The sequence below is a fragment of the Bacteroidia bacterium genome, assembly GCA_040880525.1.
Lineage (GTDB): Bacteria > Bacteroidota > Bacteroidia > CAILMK01 > JBBDIG01 > JBBDIG01.
The window spans coordinates 1-22,460 of sequence record JBBDIG010000060.1 but is presented as its reverse complement, the minus strand read 5'-3'; the positions used below and the strand labels follow the sequence as shown (position 1 = coordinate 22,460).

Below are 22,460 nucleotides of genomic sequence, written 5' to 3'. Positions count from 1 at the left end.
TTTTGGTTAAATAATTAAAATTATTAATGCCTTCGTGTATACAAATAAAATAACATGGCAGAGCAAATAAAAGTACCCACAATGTCTGAGATGCTGTCAAATGGTGAAACACCCGATATCCTGTTTTGGGTAGGATGTTCCGGCAGTTTCGATCAGCGCGCGCAGAAGATCACCAAAGCATTTGTGAAGATATTGCACCATACAGGGATTAAGTATGCCGTGCTCGGGGCTGAGGAGAACTGCACCGGTGATCCAGCTCGCAGAGCAGGTAACGAATTCGTTTTCCAGATGATGGCCGCGATGAATATTCAGACATTAAATGGTTATGAAGTGAAGAAAATCGTTACCGCCTGCCCACATTGTTTTAATATCCTGAAAAACGAATACCCGGAACTTGGCGGCAATTATGAGGTGATTCACCACACGGAACTTTTGCAGCAGCTTATTGACGATGGCCGAATAAAAATCGAAGATGGAAAAGCCTTTAAAGGCCGCAGGATCACTTTCCACGATTCCTGCTTTCTTGGTAGGGGAAACGGAATTTATGAGGCTCCGCGACAAATCATCAAAGCACTTGATGCCGAACTGGTGGAAATGAAGCGCAGCCGTAGCAATGGCCTCTGCTGCGGAGCCGGAGGTGCCCAAATGTTCAAGGAACCGGAGTCAGGCAAGAAGGACATTAATATTGAGCGCATTGAAGAAGCCCTCGGCACTGAAGCACCGGTTGTGGCTTCGGCCTGCCCTTTTTGCATGACGATGCTCAGCGATGGGGTAAAGGAAAAAGACAAGGAAGAAGACGTAAAAGTATGGGATGTGGCCGAACTAATCGCCCAGGCGCAAGACCTTTAAGAACCCATAACCCACGGTTTAAACCATGGGTTCCAATAATCCAATCTGAACCCAAACCATTTTAATGGTTTAAAAGGTCACTTTTTCTTATACATTTTTTTGATGGCTTTGGCTGTTTTTCTTCCGGCCAGCCGCCCGTTGATTTCTACTAAGTTCAGAAATACCTGTTCATTGATGATCTCGACTTTCTCGGGCTCCGGCTCTTTGGGTCCGAAAATGCGTTTGAGGAACGGTCTCTTTTGGGCTTCAGGATCGGCCTCGGAGGTAACGCTTATCTGCTGCGGTTCTGCATCGCTTCCTGCCTTGCTGATAATGATATGCGTGGTGGCAGAATACCTGTAATCTACTATTGCAGCCATGCTTCCATCAGCTATGTCGTCCATATTAGCATTGGGTGTATCCACTTCCACTGCTTCCCTTATGATCAAATTTCTTACGGAGATGATCACAGTTCCGCTATCAAAGGTTGGAGGTGCTGCATTAGGTTCGGGGAAGCGCAATATCTGGGCACCCCATTCCCGCAGCTTTTCTTCGTATTGCATCCCGTAGTGCTCCACCAGTTCGGGACCTGGCGTAATGTGCAGGTAATTTGGCATTCTTCCCTGACGGTGCACCTTTTCAGGAGTTATCATTGCGGCTTTCACTCCACTTAAATTGACCTTATGGCTGCAGGAAGCCGAAAATACCAGAAGAAGGGAGATCCAGAGGATTGGAAATCTCAATGCCATAATATTTTTATACCGGTTTAAATTGTTCAAATGTTTCTTTACAATCATAGCAATAATGGATGGAACGGCAAAGTGTAGGGCCAAAGGGAGAATTCATAGTTGTGTCCGATCCACCGCAGTATGGGCAGGCAGCATCCTTTAGCCGGTTCAGGTCAAACTCGCCCTCCACGTGCACCGGTGGAGCCAGGCCAAACTTGCGGATGGTTTCGCGCCCTTCTTCGCTGATGCGGTTGCTGGTCCAGTGTTCCTTAAAATCAACTTTTACTTTTACCGAGGCCACTCCTTCCAGGCCGGTCAATTTCTCTTCTACCTCTTGTCGCATCATTTCCATGGCCGGGCATCCGGCAAAGGTGGGCGTCATCCGCACGAATACATTGCCTTCTTCGTCAACCTCCAGTTGCGTAATGATACCCAGGTCAACAATAGAAAGAACCGGGATCTCAGGATCCTTCACTTCCTTAATTGCTTCTTTTATTTTTTCCAACATTAAATTTTCCAAAACTTCTTTTTATGTTGCCGGTTCATCCAGTCAGCCCGAATAATTTCGGTAAAGTTAGTACAGCATGAAATACCGGAGCTTCCAAACCTGGATTCACAAATCATTAGATCAAACTGCTTATTGCAAAAACCGAAGATATTTGCAACAAGTTAATAAAACCTATGACTGAACTGGTGCGCGCGCTCCCGCTGATCCTGGGAGCTATTTCCCTGGCCATTCCTTTTATTGCGATCGTTTGGCTGGTAGCGGGCAAAAGCCATGACCGCGTTACATATTTACTGAAGGTGCTCAGCAGCTTCACCTGGATATTGTTCGTGTTTCTTGCCATTCCCTGGGGATTTGGCAATTACTATCTGCGCTACATTCTTAGCGGCATTTTCGTAGTGCTTTTCATGGTATCGGTGTATAAAACCTGGAGCCATAAGTTCTGGGTACGGAAAGGCTTTAGCTTTTATCTGGGTACTATCTATATTCTCATTGGGCTGGGGCTGGGCCTTATTTTAAATTTTTGGGTAATAAGAGGATATTGGTATAGTGGTGATCCGGTGGCCCTGGAATCGCCCTTTGGAAAAGGCAAGTATGTCGTCATACAAGGAGGGAACAGTGGCGTCACAAATTTTTTTCACCATTATTTCAAAGTGCAGAAATATCGCTACGCCATTGATGTGGTGAAAGTAGATAACCTGGGTTTCAGGGCCTCCCAATTTCTGCCTGATTCGCTGCAGGCCTACCGGATTTATGGCGATACGCTTTATTCTCCCTGCAACGGAACAATCGTTTCTGTGGTGAGGGATGAAGCAGAAAATGAGATTGGCGTGCTGAACTATGAAAATCCTGCAGGCAACAACGTTGTGGTACGCTGTGGAGAGGTGAATGTATTGACCGGCCACCTTCGGGAAGGCCGGGTTTTCGTGAAGGAAGGAGACACCGTAAAGTCAGGCCAGCCGCTTGGAGAGGTAGGCAATTCAGGCTATTCTATTGAGCCACACCTCCACATGCAAGCCTACCAACTGGATTCGGCAGGAGAGTACATTGCCATTCCAATGCTCATCAATGGTCGTTTTCCTGTTATGAATTCATTGATCCGGTAAATTTATTTCCTGATCGTTTCTGGTCAGGATGCGGCCCTAAATTCCGCATCAAAAAAATTCCTGAGGGTTGCGGAATGCATAACTGAGAGTAATCCTAACTATTTATCTTTGACGCCATAAATTAACCTGTGCTATGAAAGACTTTTTTAAATACGTACTCGCCACCATCGTTGGACTCATCCTTTCGCAAATCATACTATCTCTTCTGTTTATGATCTTTATCGGGATCATCATTGCCTCGGCATCTTTTGGAGACAAAAGCGATGAAGCAGATATTAAATCCAATTCAATTCTTCATCTGAAGCTGGATTTTCCAATTGTGGAACGTACCAGCGATGACCCCTTTCAGCAACTTGCATTTATACTTGGTGACCGCGAAAAGCCCTTGTCGCTCAAAGATATAACGGACAACATCAGGCAGGCAGCAGATGATGACCGCATCAAAGGCATTTACCTGGACCTCAGTTTTTTTTCAGGCCGCAATGCTACGCTTGAGGAAGTGCGTAATGCCCTTTTGGATTTCAAGAAATCCGGTAAATTCATATACGCCTACAGCGATGTATTGTCTCAAAAAACTTACCTGCTCAGCAGCATGGCTGACAGCATTTTCATGCAACCGGAAGGAATGGTTGCTTTCACCGGATTCGCTTCAGAACTGGCATTTTTCAAAGGAACACTTGAAAAGTTGAATATTGAGGCCCGCGTTATCAAAGTGGGAAAATTCAAGAGCGCAGTGGAGCCATTTATTCGTGAAGATATGAGCGATGAAAATCGCGAACAGATGAAGGCACTGGTTGAAAGCATGTACACTCATTATTTACAAAATGTAAGTGACAGCCGTGGCCTTAGTGTGGCGGAATTGCGCAGGATCGCAGACAGTGCATTGGTAGTGAACCCTCAACAAGCGCTTCAGTACAGGATGATAGATGGCCTGGCTTACCGCGACCAGGTGACTGAAAAATTAAAAGCAAGATTGGACGTAGAAGAGGATAAGGACCTGAATCTGCTGACCCTCAAAGAATTCAATAAGAAAGACAAGAAGGAGAGCGCAAAAGATAAAATAGCCCTGATCTATGCCGTTGGCGAAATAGGAATGGGCGAAGGTGATGAGCAATCCATAGGCAGCGAGAGCCTGAGCAAAGCAATTCGCAAAGCCCGGAAGGACGATGATATCAAGGCAATTGTCCTGAGGGTGAACTCTCCCGGAGGCAGTGCCCTGGCGTCAGATGTGATTTGGCGGGAAATGGTGTTGGCCAAAGAAGCAAAACCGGTCATCGTTTCGATGGGTGATGTGGCGGCTTCTGGCGGGTATTACATAGCCTGCGCTGCTGATACAATCGTTGCCGAGCCCAATACCGTTACGGGTTCAATTGGCGTATTTGCGCTGCTGCCAGGGCTGGAGAAATTCTGGGAGGACAAGCTCGGAATTACATTTGACCGCTACTGCACAGGCCCTTATGCCGACCTGGGAAATCCTAACCGGGAATTGCGCCCCGAGGAACGCCAGATCATCCAGCACCTGGTGAATAACATTTACGCTGATTTCATAACCAAAGTTGGCGAAGGCCGAGGACTCGATACTGCCTTTGTAGATTCTATCGGCCAGGGCCGCGTCTGGACCGGCCTTCAGGCGCGCGATCGCGGCCTGGTAGACGTGATGGGTGGCCTTGACAGCGCCCTCGCCATAGCCGCCAGAAGTGCCGGACTAGATAAGTACCAGATCAGAATATTACCGGAAAGGAAGAACCCTTTCGAGAAAATCATCAGTGATCTCTCCGGCCAGGCAAGAACCTATATTCTCAAAAGTTCTCTGCAAGAGGATTACGAACTCTACAGGCAGGTACAGGCGCTAAAAGAACGGAAAGGCATTCAGGCCCTTATGCCGTACAATCTGGATATTCAATAAAAATATCGCAGAATTTTCCAGACCCTACCAGGAGGTAAAATCCTACCTCACGAACTCATTTTGATTAATTCCTCTTTTTATACGCTTTTCTGAATTTAGCTTGGAAGTGTAAGCTTCTGCTGCAAACTGCTATTATCTTTAACCGGATCGCCCACAACTTGCGGAAGTTATTGGAGGGCACTGCTTTAAGCAGGAGTGATATGAGGAATTCCATGCAATTCAGGATCAACCGATGCGGTAAAAGGGAGGAAATTCCGATAACCAGCCAGTAGAGATTGCCATGATCATCCGCCTCCCGCAGGAGGGTTTTGCAACATTGAGCAGGGTTGTGCAAGTTCTGAAGTCATGTAATTGATTGTGGTTATTAGTTGTAAATACAGGTATTTTCTGACGATTTAAAATTCAAACCGGATTTCCTGTGCAAAGTCATTCCAGCCGCTTTAAAGTGATTCTCAATATTATGTTGGCAGGAAAAATGGCATTGCCCAGGCATCTTTGAAATTGAAAAATAAAGAGATTATTCATTATAGAAAATTCGATTATACGTTATTAAACTATGACCATAAAAATCCCGGATCACTCTATTAAAACCAAAGTACTTGTTTTCAGTATAAACCATGATTCCCATCAATGGATTCAGGGCCAGCTTAATGGTGCTGCAAATGACTTTACAATAAAAGCAGCCCACAACAGCACTACTTATGTTCGTCTCCTTGAGGACTTCAGGCCAGGGCTGATCATTGCCGATATAGAACCGGATGGAATGACCGATCTGGAACTACTGGCCATTCTTCGTGAAAAGAAGGACAGCATCCCGTTAATTCTATTGGCTGAAGAAGCAGGTGGAGAAAAAATTATGGAAGCCATGCGGGCGGGTGCTTCAGATATTATATTAAAAAGCCATATAAAAGACCTTTCAGCGTCAATGAAGCGCGCGGTGAAAAAAATCAGGGCAACGCAGCGTGAAAAAATGTATCTGAAACAACTTCAGGCAATCGCGGCTTTTAATATGGCATTGGTGGATTATGAAAACTGGGAAGATGCCCTACACAATGCTTTTGCAATTATTGGAGAGGCAGCTTCGGCTGACAGGGTTTATTACTTCGAGAACAGCGAAAATAAACTGACCGGTGAGCGCTTTTCCAGCCAGCGCATAGAATGGAGCCGGGACTCGGTCCTGACTCAAATCAATAATCCCGATCTTCAGAACATTCCTTTTGAGGCAGTAAAGGAATTTGTTGCTCCACTTAAAATCAGAAAGCATTTTTCCGTCAATACAGCTCAATTACCGGATGGCGATTTCAGGAATTTGCTGATGTCTCAGAATATCCAGTCATGTCTTTTGTTGCCAATATTTATTAAAAACCATTTTCATGGTTTCCTCGGGTATGACGATTGTACCAGCACGCGCGAATGGGATGAAAATGAAATAGATTTTCTGAAAACACTCGCGGTTAATTTTGCTGCGGCAATTGACAAGCGGCTCTCATCAGCAATGGCAAAAGAAAGCCAGGAACGGCTGCAATCAGTCATAAACAACATCCCGGGAATTTCCTACCGGTGTAAACCTGATTCGGAATGGACCATCCAGTTTATCAGTGACGAAGTAGAAAGGCTGACCGGTTATCCTCCGGATGATTTTATTGACAACCGGGTGCGTACTTATGCAAGCATCATCCATCCCGAAGATCTGACAAGTACCTACGATGTCATTAAAGCATTAAAGCAAGGCGAATCATTTTATTTGCAATACCGTATAATTTGCCGGAGTGGCGAAATAAAATGGGTGGAAGAAAGAGGCAATGGGGTCTATAATGCCGATGGAAAGCTTCAGTGGATTGACGGAGTTTCCTTGGATATTACGGAAAGAAAGAATACTTCGGAAAAATTCAAGGCCATTTTTGATCAAACAAGTGAGGCCATTTTACTTGCAGATGATGAGGGTCGCTACATTGACTGCAATAAAGCCGCTGCAGAAATGCTTGGCTATTCCATTGCCGAAATAAACAGCAAAACTGTATCTGAAATTACAGGCATTGAGGATGAAAATCAATTCCGGCAAATCTGGGAATCATTTATTAATAAGGGTTCAGAGCAGGGAAGAATTGAATTAAAGCGGAAAGATAATATGACAATTGTTGGCAGCTATAAGGCTACTGCCAATGTTTTGCCCGGAGTGCATCTTACGGTAATAAGGGATATTACTGCACAGGAACGGCACGACATGTTATTGAAAGCCAGCGAGCGGAGATTCAAGGCGCTGGTACAAGAAAGCTCGGACATGATCGCGATCCTTGACAGAGAAGGCAATTACCTATTCGTCAGCGATTCCTCTTCAGCTATTTTAGGCATTGATGAGAAAGAGTTTCTAAGTAACAACGGATTTAGTTTCATACATCCTGATGACAAAGACCGTATTTACAAGCAATTAGCGACACTGACCCCGGGAGAGCGCAAGCATTTGGGTACTTTTCGATTCAGAAATAGTGAAGATAACTGGCACTGGCTGGAGACGATCGCCACTGATCTATCTGATGACCCGGCAGTAGGCGGCATTGTGGTGAATTCACGGGACGTGACGGACATGGTGATAAAGGAAAATGAACTAAAGCTGAGCAATGAGCGCTATCGCCTGGCCTGCAAGGCTACGCAAGACGTGATCTATGACCTTGATCTGATAAAGGGAGAGGTACACAGACCGGACGACTCACTGGGTTTGTTTTTTGGTTATTCCCAGGAGCAGGCGAAACAAAAACATTTCTGGAAAAACAATATTCATCCGGATGATCTCGTAATTGCCACCCGTCAGCTTTTAGATAAATTGGGTGATCCCACCGAAAACTTTTGCGAAAATGAATATCGCTTCAGGCGGGCTGACGGCAGCTTTGCTTATGTATATGACAAAGGATATATTATAAGGAATGAAGATGAAAAGGCCATCCGGCTCATCGGAGCTGCCCGTGATATTACAGAGCAGAAGAATCTGGAAAAACAACAAAACATTGCAGTAGCCATCAGCCATACGCTTTGTATACCGGGAACGCTCCGAGAGAGGCTGACAGACGTTTTGAGCATCCTGGGCGGATTTCTTAATCTTCCTGTGGCTGAAGCGTGGGTTACTTCTATAAATGATGAAAAACTTAACCTGGTCAGCCAGTGGCACAGTGAAGATAATCCTGAATGTTCTTTTCAACATTCAGCAGAAAATACCTCACTCGAAAAAGGGGATAGCTTGCCTGGCGAAACCTGGCAGAAAGGAGTCCCTCAATTCCGGACGGACAACACCTCCTATATCACACAAAACAAAAATGACCTTACCGGTTCAGGGGTTTGTGCAGTTTGCAGCTTCCCCATATTTTATAATGAAAAGGTGATTGCCGTATTTGTTTTTGTCTCGAATAATAAAAAGAAACTGAAGGAGAGTTTCAGCATTTTTAAAAATGTAAGCAGCCAACTCGGAACTGAATTGCAACGCAAGAAAACGGAAGATGAACTTGAAAAATTCTTCAGCATGTCTCCGGATATGTTATGCATCATAGGATTTGACGGGCGCTGTAAAAAAGCAAACCCGGCATTTACGACAATTACAGGGTATACTGAACAAGAAATGCTTACGCTGCCCCTATCTCATTTTATTCATCCTGATGATTACCAACTTGTGGCTGTAGAAATGACCAATATAAATACGGTGGACTCCAGCAACTATTTTGAATGCAGGATCGTGACCCGGACTGGGCAGACAAAATGGCTTGCCTGGACTGGTACGGTTGTGCCGGAAGAGCAACTTATATATGCAATTGCAAAAGATGTTACGGAAAAGAAAAAAATTGAGGAAACCTTAAAACACAGCAATGCTCAGCTTAAAACTGCGCAGGCTATTGCAAAACTTGGTTACTGGACTCATGATATGGAAAAAGACCAAGGGATATGGGCAGAAGAAACCTACAGGATATGGGAGCAGGATCCGGAATTTTTCAAACCTACGTTTATGAGCTTTCTTGCTACCGTACATCCTGAAGATCAATGGTTGATGACTCGTGATCTTGATACCGTCTTCCCTGACGAGGCTTTCTATGATTACCAGAATCGGATCATTACACCCGGAGGTAAGGTGAAATGGGTTTCTCAGAAAATGAGAGTCATCAGAGATCCGAAAGGAAAGCCCTTAAAACTGGAAGGGATCGCACAGGACATAACGGAGCAGAAAAAACTGGAAACCCTTCTCGATGAAGTCCATAAACTTACGAAAATCGGGGGCTGGGAAATGGATCTTATCCGGAATAAACTTAGCTGGACCGACATTACAAAAGAAATACATGAGGTTCCGTTAAATTTTGAACCTGATCCTGATTCTGCATTAAGCTATTATAAAGATCAGGAAATGATCAGGAAGATTGTGAATGAAACGATCGAAAAGGGTACCCCCTATGATGTGGAATTGCGGATTACAACGGCTAAGGGAAAATTAAAATGGGTAAGGGCTCTTGGAAAAGGAGAGTTTGCTGGTGGAAAATGTGTCAGGATTTTTGGAAGTATCCAGGACATCCATGCCCAGAAAAAAGCCGAAGAGGAGCGCAGGGAAATCCTTGAAAGCATTACTGATGGATTTTTTGCAGTGGATAAATGCTGGACGGTAACGTACTGGAATAAAGCTGCAGAACAGATGTTTAAAATACCCAAGGAAGAAATTCTTGGCCGCAATTTGTGGGAACAATTTGATGATTCACACTACCAGAGAATATACACAGAATATGAAACGGCAATGCAACACCAGGAGGTACGTTCATTTGAGGAGTACTTGCCATTGTATAAAATATGGATAGAAATTTCCGCATTTCCTAAGCCGGAGGGACTTTCTGTATATTTTAAAAATATTACCAGAGAAAAAGAACGAAATATTGAATTGGTCGCGACCAAAAACCTTCAGGAATCCATTGCCAACAGCACGCAGGATATGATCTGGGAGGTGGACCTGGATTTGAAATTGACCTCAGCAAATGCTCCATATCTTCAAAGAATGAAGTCAATAACGGGTTTTGATTTTGAATTGGGAATAAATATTTTAAGTGATAAACGTGTAGAAAAACTAATGGCTCCTCAAATGGTGGAAGACTGGCATAATTACTATGAAAAAACTTTTAGCCAGGAAACTTTAAATATTACCGAGGAATACTTCAGAGAAGGACAGCGGGAAATCCGGCTGATTACACTCAATCCTATCTTTGACCATAACGGAAATGTTTGTGGAGCCGCATGTTTTTCAAAGGACATCACGGAGCGCACCGAGCACCTGAAAGCAATAGAGGATCAGAATACCCGCCTGCGGGAAATTGCCTGGATCCAATCCCACGTGGTACGCGCACCGCTGGCACGCTTAACAGGGTTGATCAACATTTTAGAAGAGGAAGATTATCAGGATATTAGTAAGGAATCACTATTTCGGCTTATTCAGGAATCCTCTGAAAAGCTGGACGAAGTCATACATGATATGACAGATAAAGCCTCGGAACTCTGCAGGGTAATAGAACCATCTTCCGGTATTATTGATCCAATAAAGTACGGCTTTTAAAAGAATAGCAGTATTATTTTATTTGATGAATAAAAAGAGAATAACGGTTTCTTTTTCCTGGAATATAGGTAAAAAAAAAAGAGGTTGCCTGCTGAGTGCGGGCAACCTCCTTTCTGAAAAATGCAGGTGATAGCGCTATCGCTGAACAACCACCCGGTGCATTACTCGCTCTCCATTGCTGAAGAATAAGTTTACGAGATAAATACCACCTTTTTCACGGCTTAAATCAATGCGGTGCGTTGTATTGCCTTGATGTACCTGTAGCATATCCCGCAATACCAGCTTGCCGCTCATGCTTACGATCTCCAGGCGCACGTCTCCCGGCTCGTCAGAATGAAGCATGAAATTGAATTCGCCACGGGTTGGGTTTGGATAAGGCAACTGCGTGGTAACAATTCGGTTCTCAATCGTTTCAGTTCCGATCTCTTCCTCGGTTTCTTCATCTGCAACAGCCTCTAAGCCGGCTTCTTCTTCAGCGCTAACATCCTCCAGAGAAGTGAGGAAATTGTCCTCGTTGTCCGGTACCAGCATTGGTGATGCGGCTGGTGCTGCACTTCCGGAAAGATTAATGATGCAGGCCGCACCGGCATTTGGAGCTTTCGTGTCATCTCCTGGAATGCCTACAATTGCACGGCCATCAGATACTGCAGAAGACAATCCCATTTCATCATTCATGTCCGGATCGGCTGCTTTGTATTTTGCAGTTTCCGTCCAGCTACCTCCGCTGCGCAGGAATGCATACAGTGCTCCGGCATCCATCGCTGAATCATCTTCAAATGGAGCACCTACTGCTGCCCACATTCCATCGGTACCGACACTATAGCCAAACAAATCGTCCGAACTTCCGTCACTTGCCATCAGTTTTTCCTGCTGGCTCCATACACCTCCGCTACGGTTAAAGATATAAGCAGCCCCGGCATTCGATGCGGTCTCGTCATCACCTATGGCTCCGGCTATGGCATAGTCTCCTGCTATAGCAACACTAAACCCTAACGAATCCTGAGCATCATCATCCGTGGCCAGTAATTTTCCCTCTGACATCCAAACGGAGCCTGAGCGATGATAAACATACGCTGCTCCAGAGTTAGAGCCTCCATCGTCATTGCGGGGTGCCCCTACAATAATGTTCTCACCGTCTTCATCTATATCCACGCTGAATCCGAAGTAATCATTAACATCGGGATCAGTGGCATAAAGCGTATCAACCAAAGTCCATACAGAGCCCGAACGCATATACACGTAGGCTGCCCCTGCTTGTGTTCCTTCATCATCATTGCCCAATGCGCCTACCACGGCATACTCATCCGCTATGGCCACTGAGTATCCGAAGAAATCTCCGCCTTTTGAAGTTGGGGCAAGCAACTTGGCCAGTTCTGTCCAGGTGCTTCCGGTGCGTTCAAAAATATAAGCTGCACCGGTTGCAAAACCTGCATCTGTATTGTTCGGTGCCCCGACAATTGCATAGTTGTCTGTAATTCCTGTTGACCATCCGAAATTATCGTTCATGTCTCCGTCAGAAGCCGTTAGTTTGGCCTGTTGTGGCCAATCACTTCCCATTTTGTGATATACATACGCAGCACCGGTATCGCTCTCATTAGGAGTGCCGGCAATGGCATAAGTGCCCTTTATATCGCTGGAGAAGCCCAGGCGGTCAGTTGATTCTGCATCAGAAGCGAACAGTGTATCTTTAGGCTCTGTAAGCAGACAGATATAAGCAGCACCTCCGAAAGAACCGATATCATCGTCTCCTTTAGCGCCTATAATGGCAAAATCACCAGATACTCCTGAACTATATCCGAAGTGGTCATAAGCCTCTAGTTCCGCAGGAATAAGTTTGCGGCTTTCGAACCAGCTTCCTCCACTGTTCAGATAAACATAGCTAGCACCTGCTTCTGTACCTTCTTCATCTTCGCCCCAGGCGCCTACATTGGCAATGCCGTTTGTAATGCCTACTGACCAGCCAAATAAGTCATGCGCTTCACCGTCAGAAGCAACAAGCTTGTCTGCTTCTGTCCAGGTACCGCCAGTGTTTTCAAAAATGTATGCTGATCCGGAGTTGGAGCCACTATCATCATCTCCGGGCGCTCCTATGATGGCGTGGCCATCATATAATATCTACAGAGAATCCGAAAGAATCCCGTGCAGCCGCATCCGAGGCTTTGAGATGAGCGGTCTGGCTCCATGAAGCACCTGTGCGATTGAAGATATAGGCTGAGCCCGAATGAGTACCATCATCGCTGTTGCGGTGGGCGCCAACAATAATGTCATCGCAAGCCATATCAATATCCACATCAAAACCGAAATAATCATTTCCATTACCATCGCTGGCGTTTAATTTGGCAACCTGGGTCCAGACAGCACCAGATCTCTTGAAAACATATACTGATCCTGACGCTCCACCCAGGTCATCATCTCCCAATGCTCCTATTACAGCATAGCTGTCGCAGATAGCAACGCTGAATCCAAAAAAGTCGGCAATATGAATATCGCTGGATACCAGTTTCGCTTGTTGGGACCATACGCCACCGCTTCTGTGGAAAATGTAGGCCGAGCCCGATGCAAATCCGGCAGGTTTGTCGTCATAATGGGCACCTACAATGGCGTAGTCGCCAGAAATGTCAACAGCAGACCCGAACTGATCACCGGCATCACCATCGCTGGCCAAAAGTTCACCCTCTTCCATCCAGGTTCCTCCCATATTGGTGAAAACATAAGCAGCGCCTGAACCTCTTCCATTATCCTGATGGCGATGAGAACCTACGATAGCTTCCGGACCATTGATAGCTACGGCTTTTCCAAACCGATCGCTGCCTTCACCATCACTCGGTAAAATCTTTTGACAGAGACTATCTCCTCCTACAACTGCTGGTGGTGGTGGCGGTGGTGCTGCAGCCGTATTTACCACAATCTGGCAATTCTGTACATCAGAGAGCTGTGGTGAACCATTATCGGTAGCCACAAACTGCATAATGTACGAACCTGCATCACCACTTCCTGTTGTCCAGGAGAAAGAACCGGTTGCCGGATTTCCTGAAGTTTGTGAGAAAGTGCCTCCCATAGTTAAAGGAACGCCATTCGCCTGAAGGGTAACTACATCACCTCCGTCAGGGTCAGTGGCACTAGGGCTGAATGTGGCTGTTTGTCCCTCGTTAATGGTTTGAGTAGAGCAAGGGGTGAGTTGCGGAGCGTTATTGGCCCCGGTTGGCACCACCAGCAATGTAAAATCTCTCTGCACAAAAGCACCGGTGGGTGATCCTCCCTGCGTGTCTTCCACTAACACTGAGAAAACGTACACACCTTGATCATCAGGTTCATTCCACTGAAAAGTAGTACCGGATGCCTGTAAAATCCCGGGAGATCCTGTATGGTTATTCAGCGCATCTGAATTGGCTGTGGGAACATCAAAAGGTGTTGTTAATGATAATCTTTGATCATCTCCTTCAGCATCCACAAAGTTGAAATTCAGGTTAACGGGATTGTTCTCTACGAACGTGAAGATGGGTATATCAAAAAATTCGGGTGATGAATTTCCATTGCCGACCACATGGTTCACCGCTGCCTGCAAGCGATAATCATCATTAGAGCTGAAATTTTGGGGAGACTGAGGAACATCGCTACCTGAATAGCGGCAGCAGCCGGTAGTTGTCGTAATCGTATAAAGACCGCTGGAACCCCAGCAGGCAGTATCGCGTTGAATTACTTCACGAGTAATTCCATCTGCCAGTAATGTTCTGCTAATGAATGCTAACCCAGTAGTGCTAGGAGAACCTGAGTAGGACAGAGAGCCAAATTGGTCATTAAGTCCCGACCTCCAATAGCTGCGGACTTCCACCGCGTAGCATCCGGCATTGGGTCCGCTTGTCAGATATTCATAAGTGATCTGCCCACCCTTAAAATGGGATGCTTCCGAACTGACCGGAAACAGGAATAATAAGACGAGGAGAATGCCGCTCCACACGGGCCAGGCTGAACACCTGTTGAAAAAATGAAGAAACGACCGATTTGGAAAGTGTTCATACGATCGCTTTTTGGCTAGTTGTTTCATAATGAAAAGTATTTAAATGGTGTAAAAAAATGCTTCTGATTCCATCAAGTGGTTTGCCTGGCCTTTTCAATGATGTAGTTATGTAAGGAGTTAACATCATCTAAGGCAAAGAAACAGCATATCATTGGCAAGTGTTTAGATATTATTACAATATTTTTGATTTCTTTGAAAAATACAAATTAATCAAGATCCCATCCAGCCAAGCCTCATTTTGGAGTAAATTGATAATCCTCACTTTATCCCAGAAAGTGCCCGGGACAACCAAAACTTCCACAGTCTGGTATTGATACAAATTATTCTCTATCTTTCTGACAGTGCCTGTTCAGGGCTTATTCGGATGCCGTTTTTATATATTTTTTTAGCTATATTATTAGTGTTCTAAGTCCACCATGATAAATGATTAAAGGATTTATTATCAACCAATAATATTAAAAATTATGAAACAACGACCCCCGTTAATAAATATTATTTATTGTAAAAAATGATAGTTTTATTAAATATAGTTTGTGTATTTACATTTCAGTTAACAGAAAATTATCATGCAAATAACGGACAACCCGCAATTCCTTCCTCTATCGAAAAGACAAATAAAAAGAGTTAGAATTATTGTTATTTACCAAAATTCAAACCCGCGCTTGGTGCGGCCTGTGGTCTTGAACTTATGAAGATTGTAAACGAATGAGAGCATTGCATAGCGCGTCACCGCGTTGTTGCTGCTATACTCCACATAGTTGGGGCCTACTTCCTGTTCAAGGTTCCTGTTTTGAAGCAATACATCATATACACTCAGCCTTAGCTGCGCCTGGTTGTTCTTGAAGAAAGTGCGGGTGATGGAAAGACTCCAGAGTTTGTAGGAATCTTCCAGGCTGAATGCTGCATCGTGCAATGGCTGGTATACTACCGACAATTTGCTCTCGAACCACCATCTTTTGGTAATGGCTACCCACGCGTCAGCCTGCGCACTGTGCCGGCTGGAGGAGTTGAAGCCGGTAGTGACCTCGGCTGTTTGCGAAAATGCAGTAACCCTGTTGTAAGCCAGCCGCAGGTCTATTTTATCAGGGTTTACGATTCCCAGCGAAAGACCGGGCCGGAGGTTATAGTTTTGACTTGAAAGCACGCGCTGATTAATGCTCCTGTAGCCGTTGTTAAAGGATGCATTGAAGCTAATCACAGGTATCAGCTCCCACTCCTTCTTAATTTTAAACGACTTGCGAATATTCCCATACGTATATCCATTCTGGCCCTTTTTCTCAGTATTTACGTATGATAATATCTGAACGCCTTCTGAAGTGTAGCGGGTACTGCTGATTATATCACCCTGATTTAATCCAAGATTGGCACTGAAGTAAAGGCTGATTTTGCTCTTTGTGGTTTTATTGAGATACATATTAAAACTGTGGATGAAATAACCAGCCAGGGATGGGTTTCCCAGTCGCAAGTAGTTTGGATTCCTATTATCGGCCGCGCCAATAAGTTCATTGGAACGTGGGAACCGATAATTGTAATCATAATTCGCCCTGAAATAAAATCCTGCGCCCCTACGGTGAACCTGTAGCCCTGGATTAAAAAAGGTTTTTTCACGATGAATGCCGGAACTATCAGAATTTTGGATGGCGGTATGCAGTGTTTGAGAACGCAACTCCGGTTGAAGCTGTACCTGCCAATCGCCAAACTTTTTGCCCACAAAAGGGGTAAGTTTCATTTCGTTCCGGTCTTCAGTAAAGTCGGTGCTGAATTGCTCCAGCAACACCGGGTTTTCATCAGTGATACTATCATACCCGAGGGTGAAAATTCTCCGGTCATTTGTTGACCATTCGTGGCTGGCCCTCACGCCAGCCTCCCAATCTTTTTTCAGGTCTTTGCTAAAATAAATGGAGTTGGTGGTGCCCAGTCTCCTGCTTGTGTTTGTTCTGGTTTGAAACTGTTCATCAAAACCTAATGGGAACGCCAGCAGCCCTTCTTCTATCAGGTTTGTCCCGTCAGCTTCAGCCTCATATCTGCTGGCAAAAGAACTGAAGCTAAACGAATATTTTTCCTTTACCCTTCGCCTGTATATTGCCCTTATGGACCCACTCCAACTGTTATCCTCATCATTATAGCTGTTGCGAACAACATTGGTATCGGTGGATTGCAGATAGGAATTGCGGGTGTCGGTTATATGATCCTCTATCCCCGTGCTCAACCTGAGATTGGGCCTGATTTCAAACCGGTTAATCGTGTCAGGCGTCCAGACAATCTGCGCCTGCCCGTTATGGTTCAGCGAGGTAGGGTTTGCGAGCGTATACTGCGAAGTCATCAGTGTAGAATCGGCAAGATAGTTTTCCCTGTCGCTCTGCATTTCAAACTGCGAATTGCTATAGCCAATGAAATACGAGAGGTTGAGTGATAGCTTCTTAGGCAAGTCATGGTTAACGTTGATGCCGCCCCCTGATGATTCCGTTACTCCCCTGCCACCGCCAAGCCTGAATCCATTGATGCCATAAGAGCCATCATCGTAAGAATAAAATATGCGTTGCCCGCGGTCAAAACCGCCAAGCTGGGTGAGGTCCGTCATGGAAAAGCTGGCCTCGCTCAGGTTATTTGCGTACCCGATGATGCTGATCTGGGTGGTGTCCCTGAAAAAATTCCATAACAGCCCACCTTCATACCGTTGGTCTGTGCCGTAGCCCCCAAATACTTTCCCGAATTGTCCCTTTTTTGAACCCGCTCTCACCGTTAGGTTGATCACCGCATTATTCTCTTCCGTTACCTCACCAAAATCATCTTTCTCATCCGTAATCTGCACTTTGTCAATGATCATACTTGGCAGGTTCTTCATCACTGTTACAGGATCGCTCCCAAAGAAATCCTTTCCATCAAGCATTATTTTGGTCACCACCTTTCCATTGGCAATGATTTGCCCGTCACGGTTTACCTCCACGCCTGGAAGCCGCTTTAAAAGCTCCTCCACCATTGAGCCGGGCCGGGTCTTAAATGAAGCAGCGTTGAATTCCAACGTATCGTTTCTCACCGTTATAGGTGGCTGCTCCCATACTATTTCGGCTGCCTTTAAATGCATCACGCCCTCCGCCAGGAAAAGCGTGTCGAAATCCTTGACCGGATTGGTTTCCGTAAGGATAAAATCGTAAGTAGACTTGCCATACAATACATGCGATACGAGGAGCCGCAGGTCCAGGTTCAACGGTAGCCGTGAGAGTTCGAAACCTCCGTCTTTGTCGGTCAACCCGAAATTAACAACCGAGGAATCTGCAACGGCAAATACGGCAATAGTGGCCACATCAACAGGGACATGGGTTGCAGAATCTTTCAAAAATCCGGTTACGCGCCCAACATCATTTTGCGCAATAAGCGCCATTGGGAGCAACAGGAGGATATATAGCGGGGCAATTAAAATTTTCATCGGGGGAAGTTAATAGGCTAAAAACAATATCTCATACGTTTTTGCGCCATGTATATTGTTAAAAGGGATTTCTTCCTAGTCACCGATGTATCTCATTTCCCGATTCAAGGTATTCCTTGTACAATGCTTTTTGGGAAGGATCCAGTTTGTCCCAAATTTCAGCGTTATAGTTATTCACGTACAAAATCACGATTTTACGATCAGGATTCTTTGCTATATTACTTTTCACCGTCCTGATCAGCTTTTTTGAAGGCCTTTTCATAAATGAATTCCAAAAAATTAGTACATAGTAATCTGCCGTTTCCAAATTTTCCTGAGTAACCGGTTCTCCTTCCAGCGTCAGGAGATGCGGTAGAAAGTAGTCCAGCGGTTTGGGCCGGTGGTTCAATGCAGGCATAGAAATTCGAGGTGGAAAAGTGTCGAAACTATTGTCAACGTTCCAACTCATCGGAATTACCCGAATGTAGCAGTTTACCTGCTTAAATATTTGTTGCAACGAATTATCGAAATACCTTACCTGCACAGGCTGCAAATCATCCTTCGCCACCGTTTTGAGCAATTTTGCCTGAACAGAATCAAATGTTACAGTATCATCAGTCATCTTTTTTAATTCTATTCTAAATTCAGATTTAATGGCATTCGCGTAAGTTGCGGTATCCAAAATATACCTGGATCCCGCAGGTATATTCTGCTTGTCAAAGTCTTTTTCAATTTCCTGCTTTGATTTCCAGGTGAGTGTTGTATCTATTCCAAGAATAACACGATACGCCAATCCGCAACCACTTAGCGCGAATAAAAATATAATATAAATTGTTGCTTGTTTCATTATTTTAATTCTTTATAAGGATTTAATTTTTTCATTTATCCGAATTGAATTTATCCCAATCCCAATATTGGGGATTGGTGATGATGTAATCTGAAATGCGCTGGTATTCCTCATCGTTTCGGATGATTCGGTCATGGAAACGGGATTGCCAGGCAAAATCGGGACAGGTTTTCCGCATTTCAAACGAACAACGTCCCTTGTACCATCGGACAATACGCGAAATATTTTCGTGAAACATTGGATTTTTATTCCCGACAAAACCGCCTGGTTGTGGCGATTGCGACCGTAGAGACGCGATTAATCGCGTCTCTACGGAATCACGTCCACCATTCGGTTTGTCAATAATGAAAAACCATGTACATGGTTAGGCATGACGATAAAATCGCCCAAATCCGCAAATGAAAATTGATTGGCGATTTCCTGCCAACAGGCATGGGCAAAATGGCCGTTGGTAAAAAAATTCATATTCCCGTCTATAATTTCCCCAAAAAGCCATTCCCGGTCTTTGGTGCAAATCGTAATGAAATACGCACCGTTCCATCCATAATCCCACCACTGGGCGCGGGCTGAAGGAATGCGGTATTTATTTTTAAATTTTTCCATTAATCAAAACCGTTTTATTCGTTTATACTTTTTAATATTTAATGTTAAATATTCCTTTTGATTTTGTATCCAACGGCATTTGCAATAGCGAGTGATGTAAAGACGCGCTCTTTTATTCTTTGTCTGTTGCAAATTTCAAAATAAATTCAAATATTATCAATAAGCCGCAGGATCCTGGTTCCACACCTGGGCAAGTGCATCATACAGTTCAGGTAATTTCATCTTCATATCTGCCGGTTGCTCGAAAAAATGCTCGGTAGTAACGGCAAAAAACTCCTGTTCATTGGTCGCAGCATATTCGCGAATGAAGCTGGGTAATTTTTTCTTTATTTTATCAATTTCCCCTGTTGCCAGCGCGAAGTATCTTTTAAACGCCACATCATCTATAAATAAATAATCATCATTGTCAATATAATTTTCAAAATAAAAAGCATGAGCAAATTCATGAATCCCCACGTGCAGGCCATCTTCAGGATGTTTCATTCCTAAAATGAAATCTTTCCATGAGATAACGATTCGTCCGTTCAGGTTTACCTCCCCTTTGTGGTAGCGCTCCGTGATGTGTGAATAATACGCTTCGGGAAAAATAAAAATATTCCTGAAGTGCGGCAACGTGAATTTAGGCAGTCCCATAGAAAGCTGAATTGCCACAGCGGAAACAAGCACCCTTGCCTCCAGCGGATTGGCAAATCCCTGCTTCGACCGGAATTTTTTCAGTGACATAAACATGGCCAGCCGCTTCTCAAAAAGTATCCGGCTTTCCATTGACAGCGTATGATAATAGCGGAAGTATTCTTTTAATACCTGCCGCTCCCGCTCCTTCAACTTTGCATGGAAAGCAATTTGACCTTCTACCAAATGAACCGAATACATGAAAATTATGATGCCGGCAATTACGAAAATAGCGATCAGTGCGCCTGCAAGAAATGCCGTGGAAAATTCATCTTCCGGCTGTTGACTTGGTCGCTGAATGAGGTGATCAATCAGCGCCCGCAGGGTATCCGGCAAGGAATCATAAGGAATGGATTCTGTCTGTTTTGGCATGTTCGCAAAAATGCAGTTTAAACTTCTGATTTAGTTCCTCTTTATATTTGAAAATTTTCAACTGAACCTCAAAACATTGCTATGACATCCGCTCCAATCCACAACCGGTATGAGAAATACCGCAAGATGCTAACGGAAATTGCCGATCTGGAAAAGATCATTGCCCTGATGCAGTGGGACCAGGAGGTGAATATGCCTTCAGCCGCCAATGCATTCCGTGCCCGGCAAATCTCCCGGATGGCTGCGCAGCATCATGAAATGGCGGTGTCAGAGGACTATTATGATGTGCTTGCCTCGCTGCTCGATGATGATACACTGAACAACCATCAGCAAATGAACGTGCAGCGCTCAATGGAAGATTACCAGCAGGAAAAGCGGTTGCCTTCCGAATTTGTGGTGCGGCTTTCAGAGGCCGTAGCCAAAAGCCATCAGGGCTGGGTAGATGCTCAAAAGGAAAATAATTTCCGGCTGCTGGAGCCACACCTGGAGCAAATTGTGGCACTGAAACGCGAACAGGCGCAGTTGCTTGGCTATAAAGATCATCCTTACGATGCATTGCTGAACAACTATGAAAAGGGACTGACTGTGGTGGAATTGGACGAGGTTTTCACCGGACTTAAACATCAACTGGGCAAGCTCCTGGATGAGATCAGGGGGGCACGTGCCACTGCGCCTCCTTCGTTAAAGATGGTGTTCCCCCGCCAGAAGCAGCTCGACCTGTGCCGCGTCATTGCCAGTGAATTTGGATTTGACTTCAGCCGTGGCCGCCTCGACCTTTCTGCTCATCCTTTTTCGCTCGACCTGAATCCCCGCGATGTGCGCATCACCACTCGCATCCAGGAAGAAGACCTGATGGAAAGCCTCAGCAGCGTGATCCATGAAGTAGGCCATGGGCTATATGGCCAGGGGCTCAGCCTGAAGGAATATGGCCTGCCGGGAGGAGAGGCCGCTTCATTGAGCATCCATGAATCGCAGTCGCGGCTGTGGGAAAACCAGGTAGGCCGGTCGGAGGCTTTTGTAAATGGATACTACCAACTCATCAGCAATTATTTTCCTGAAGTACTTAAAGACATCAGTGCCTTCGATTTCTTCAGGGCCATTAACCAGGTCCGTCCTTCCTTTATCCGTACCTCCGCTGATGAAATTACCTACCATTTCCACATTCTTATTCGCTATGAACTGGAAAAGGAATTGATCAGCGGAGCCATGGAAGTAAGCTATCTGCCGCAGGGCTGGAAAGAAAAATACCAGAAGTATCTGGGCCTGGAAGTGCCGGACGATAACCGGGGAGTTTTGCAGGACCTGCATTGGGCACATGGCGACATTGGCTATTTCCCCACTTATTCTCTCGGCAGCCTTTACGGTGCTCAGTTTTATGCCGCTGCCGAAAAAGCCATTCCCGACCTGGATGAGCATATCCGTCATAAGCACTACAAGCCCCTCCTGAAGTGGCTTAAGAAGAACATCTTTGCGCATGGCCGCCTTTTTACCTCCAAAGAGCTTTGCGAGCAAGTTACCGGTGAGCCATTAAATTACAAGTATTTCGATGAATATGCGCGCAAGAAATATCGAATAGTATACGGTATTAAATAAGTTCGTTAAAAAAATTTCTTTATTAAATGATGGGAACGCGGATGGAACGGATTGAACGTGAACGGGTTTTCGCAGATATTTTTAAATACTTAGGAGCAGCAAATATTTGAACTCTTTTCAGAATAAGCCTGGTAGCCCAGCACTTTTGGTACAACCTTAATAATATCTTATGAGTATGGGGTTTTACGACCGCTAAAAGAGGATTTGAAATATTTTTTAGTTTTACTAAAATTTAAATAAATGAAAATAAGATTTAGGTATAGGCTTTTAGATCGCAATTCTAAAGTGCTGATTTAATTCGTTTTGG

At 44.8% G+C, this 22,460-nt stretch carries 14 protein-coding genes; 5 read left to right on the top strand and 9 right to left on the bottom strand.

All coding sequences use genetic code 11. From position 1 onward, the window contains the following. The first annotated feature begins 54 nt into the window (after positions 1-54). Entirely contained in the window at positions 55-849 is a 795-nt protein-coding gene (locus tag WD077_16200; GenBank protein ID MEX0968776.1) for a (Fe-S)-binding protein, read from the top strand. Between the two features lie 77 nt (positions 850-926). Here the strand turns inward: WD077_16200 and WD077_16195 are convergent, their stop codons facing one another. Next, positions 927-1,571, bottom strand: coding sequence for a hypothetical protein (locus WD077_16195; GenBank protein MEX0968775.1), 645 nt, complete (start codon positions 1,569-1,571; stop codon positions 927-929). 13 nt (positions 1,572-1,584) lie between these two features. Next, a complete protein-coding gene (gene paaD, locus WD077_16190) occupies positions 1,585-2,064 on the bottom strand; it encodes a 1,2-phenylacetyl-CoA epoxidase subunit PaaD (GenBank protein MEX0968774.1) in 480 nt (159 codons plus the stop codon). A 173-nt stretch (positions 2,065-2,237) separates the two neighbouring features. Between paaD and WD077_16185 the strand changes: the two genes are divergently transcribed. From WD077_16185 to WD077_16175, 3 genes are all read left to right on the top strand, one after another. After that, a complete protein-coding gene (locus tag WD077_16185) occupies positions 2,238-3,167 on the top strand; it encodes a M23 family metallopeptidase (GenBank protein MEX0968773.1) in 930 nt (309 codons plus the stop codon). 133 nt (positions 3,168-3,300) lie between these two features. After that, entirely contained in the window at positions 3,301-5,073 is a 1,773-nt protein-coding gene (gene sppA / locus WD077_16180) for a signal peptide peptidase SppA (protein MEX0968772.1), read from the top strand. Between the two features lie 556 nt (positions 5,074-5,629). After that, a complete protein-coding gene (locus WD077_16175) occupies positions 5,630-10,642 on the top strand; it encodes a PAS domain S-box protein (protein ID MEX0968771.1) in 5,013 nt (1,670 codons plus the stop codon). Positions 10,643-10,777: 135 nt separating this feature from the next. Here WD077_16175 and WD077_16170 read toward each other — a convergent pair whose 3' ends face one another. The 7 genes from WD077_16170 to WD077_16140 all read right to left on the bottom strand — a co-directional run bounded on the left by WD077_16170 (position 10,778) and on the right by WD077_16140 (position 20,560). Then, entirely contained in the window at positions 10,778-12,199 is a 1,422-nt protein-coding gene (locus WD077_16170) for a T9SS type A sorting domain-containing protein (protein MEX0968770.1), read from the bottom strand. A gap of 547 nt (positions 12,200-12,746) precedes the next feature. Beyond that, on the bottom strand, positions 12,747-14,687 hold the full coding sequence (locus tag WD077_16165) for a hypothetical protein (protein MEX0968769.1): 1,941 nt from the start codon (positions 14,685-14,687) through the stop codon (positions 12,747-12,749). A 613-nt stretch (positions 14,688-15,300) separates the two neighbouring features. Continuing rightward, entirely contained in the window at positions 15,301-18,087 is a 2,787-nt protein-coding gene (locus WD077_16160; GenBank protein MEX0968768.1) for a hypothetical protein, read from the bottom strand. Between the two features lie 79 nt (positions 18,088-18,166). Next, positions 18,167-18,913, bottom strand: a complete 747-nt coding sequence (locus WD077_16155; GenBank protein MEX0968767.1) for a hypothetical protein — start codon at positions 18,911-18,913, stop codon at positions 18,167-18,169. A gap of 31 nt (positions 18,914-18,944) precedes the next feature. Beyond that, positions 18,945-19,151, bottom strand: a complete 207-nt coding sequence (locus WD077_16150; protein ID MEX0968766.1) for a hypothetical protein — start codon at positions 19,149-19,151, stop codon at positions 18,945-18,947. A gap of 71 nt (positions 19,152-19,222) precedes the next feature. Continuing rightward, entirely contained in the window at positions 19,223-19,516 is a 294-nt protein-coding gene (locus WD077_16145) for a glucose-6-phosphate dehydrogenase (GenBank protein ID MEX0968765.1), read from the bottom strand. Positions 19,517-19,672: 156 nt separating this feature from the next. Then, positions 19,673-20,560, bottom strand: coding sequence for a zinc-dependent peptidase (locus tag WD077_16140; GenBank protein ID MEX0968764.1), 888 nt, complete (start codon positions 20,558-20,560; stop codon positions 19,673-19,675). Positions 20,561-20,641: 81 nt separating this feature from the next. Here WD077_16140 and WD077_16135 point away from each other — a divergent pair, with 81 nt between their 5' ends. Continuing rightward, complete coding sequence (locus tag WD077_16135) at positions 20,642-22,153, top strand: carboxypeptidase M32 (protein ID MEX0968763.1); 1,512 nt, start codon at positions 20,642-20,644, stop codon at positions 22,151-22,153. The last annotated feature ends 307 nt before the right edge of the window (positions 22,154-22,460 follow it).

Bases quoted from the DNA above. Each gene is read 5' to 3' on its own strand.
- WD077_16200 (MEX0968776.1), top strand. From the start codon at position 55: ATGGCAGAGCAAATAAAAGTACCCACAATGTCTGAGATGCTGTCAAAT.
- paaD (MEX0968774.1), bottom strand. From the start codon at position 2,064: ATGTTGGAAAAAATAAAAGAAGCAATTAAGGAAGTGAAGGATCCTGAG.
- WD077_16185 (MEX0968773.1), top strand. From the start codon at position 2,238: ATGACTGAACTGGTGCGCGCGCTCCCGCTGATCCTGGGAGCTATTTCC.
- sppA (MEX0968772.1), top strand. From the start codon at position 3,301: ATGAAAGACTTTTTTAAATACGTACTCGCCACCATCGTTGGACTCATC.
- WD077_16175 (MEX0968771.1), top strand. From the start codon at position 5,630: ATGACCATAAAAATCCCGGATCACTCTATTAAAACCAAAGTACTTGTT.
- WD077_16170 (MEX0968770.1), bottom strand. From the start codon at position 12,199: ATGGGAAGTGATTGGCCACAACAGGCCAAACTAACGGCTTCTGACGGA.
- WD077_16165 (MEX0968769.1), bottom strand. From the start codon at position 14,687: ATGAAACAACTAGCCAAAAAGCGATCGTATGAACACTTTCCAAATCGG.
- WD077_16160 (MEX0968768.1), bottom strand. From the start codon at position 18,087: ATGAAAATTTTAATTGCCCCGCTATATATCCTCCTGTTGCTCCCAATG.
- WD077_16155 (MEX0968767.1), bottom strand. From the start codon at position 18,913: ATGAAACAAGCAACAATTTATATTATATTTTTATTCGCGCTAAGTGGT.
- WD077_16150 (MEX0968766.1), bottom strand. From the start codon at position 19,151: ATGTTTCACGAAAATATTTCGCGTATTGTCCGATGGTACAAGGGACGT.
- WD077_16145 (MEX0968765.1), bottom strand. From the start codon at position 19,516: ATGGAAAAATTTAAAAATAAATACCGCATTCCTTCAGCCCGCGCCCAG.
- WD077_16140 (MEX0968764.1), bottom strand. From the start codon at position 20,560: ATGCCAAAACAGACAGAATCCATTCCTTATGATTCCTTGCCGGATACC.
- WD077_16135 (MEX0968763.1), top strand. From the start codon at position 20,642: ATGACATCCGCTCCAATCCACAACCGGTATGAGAAATACCGCAAGATG.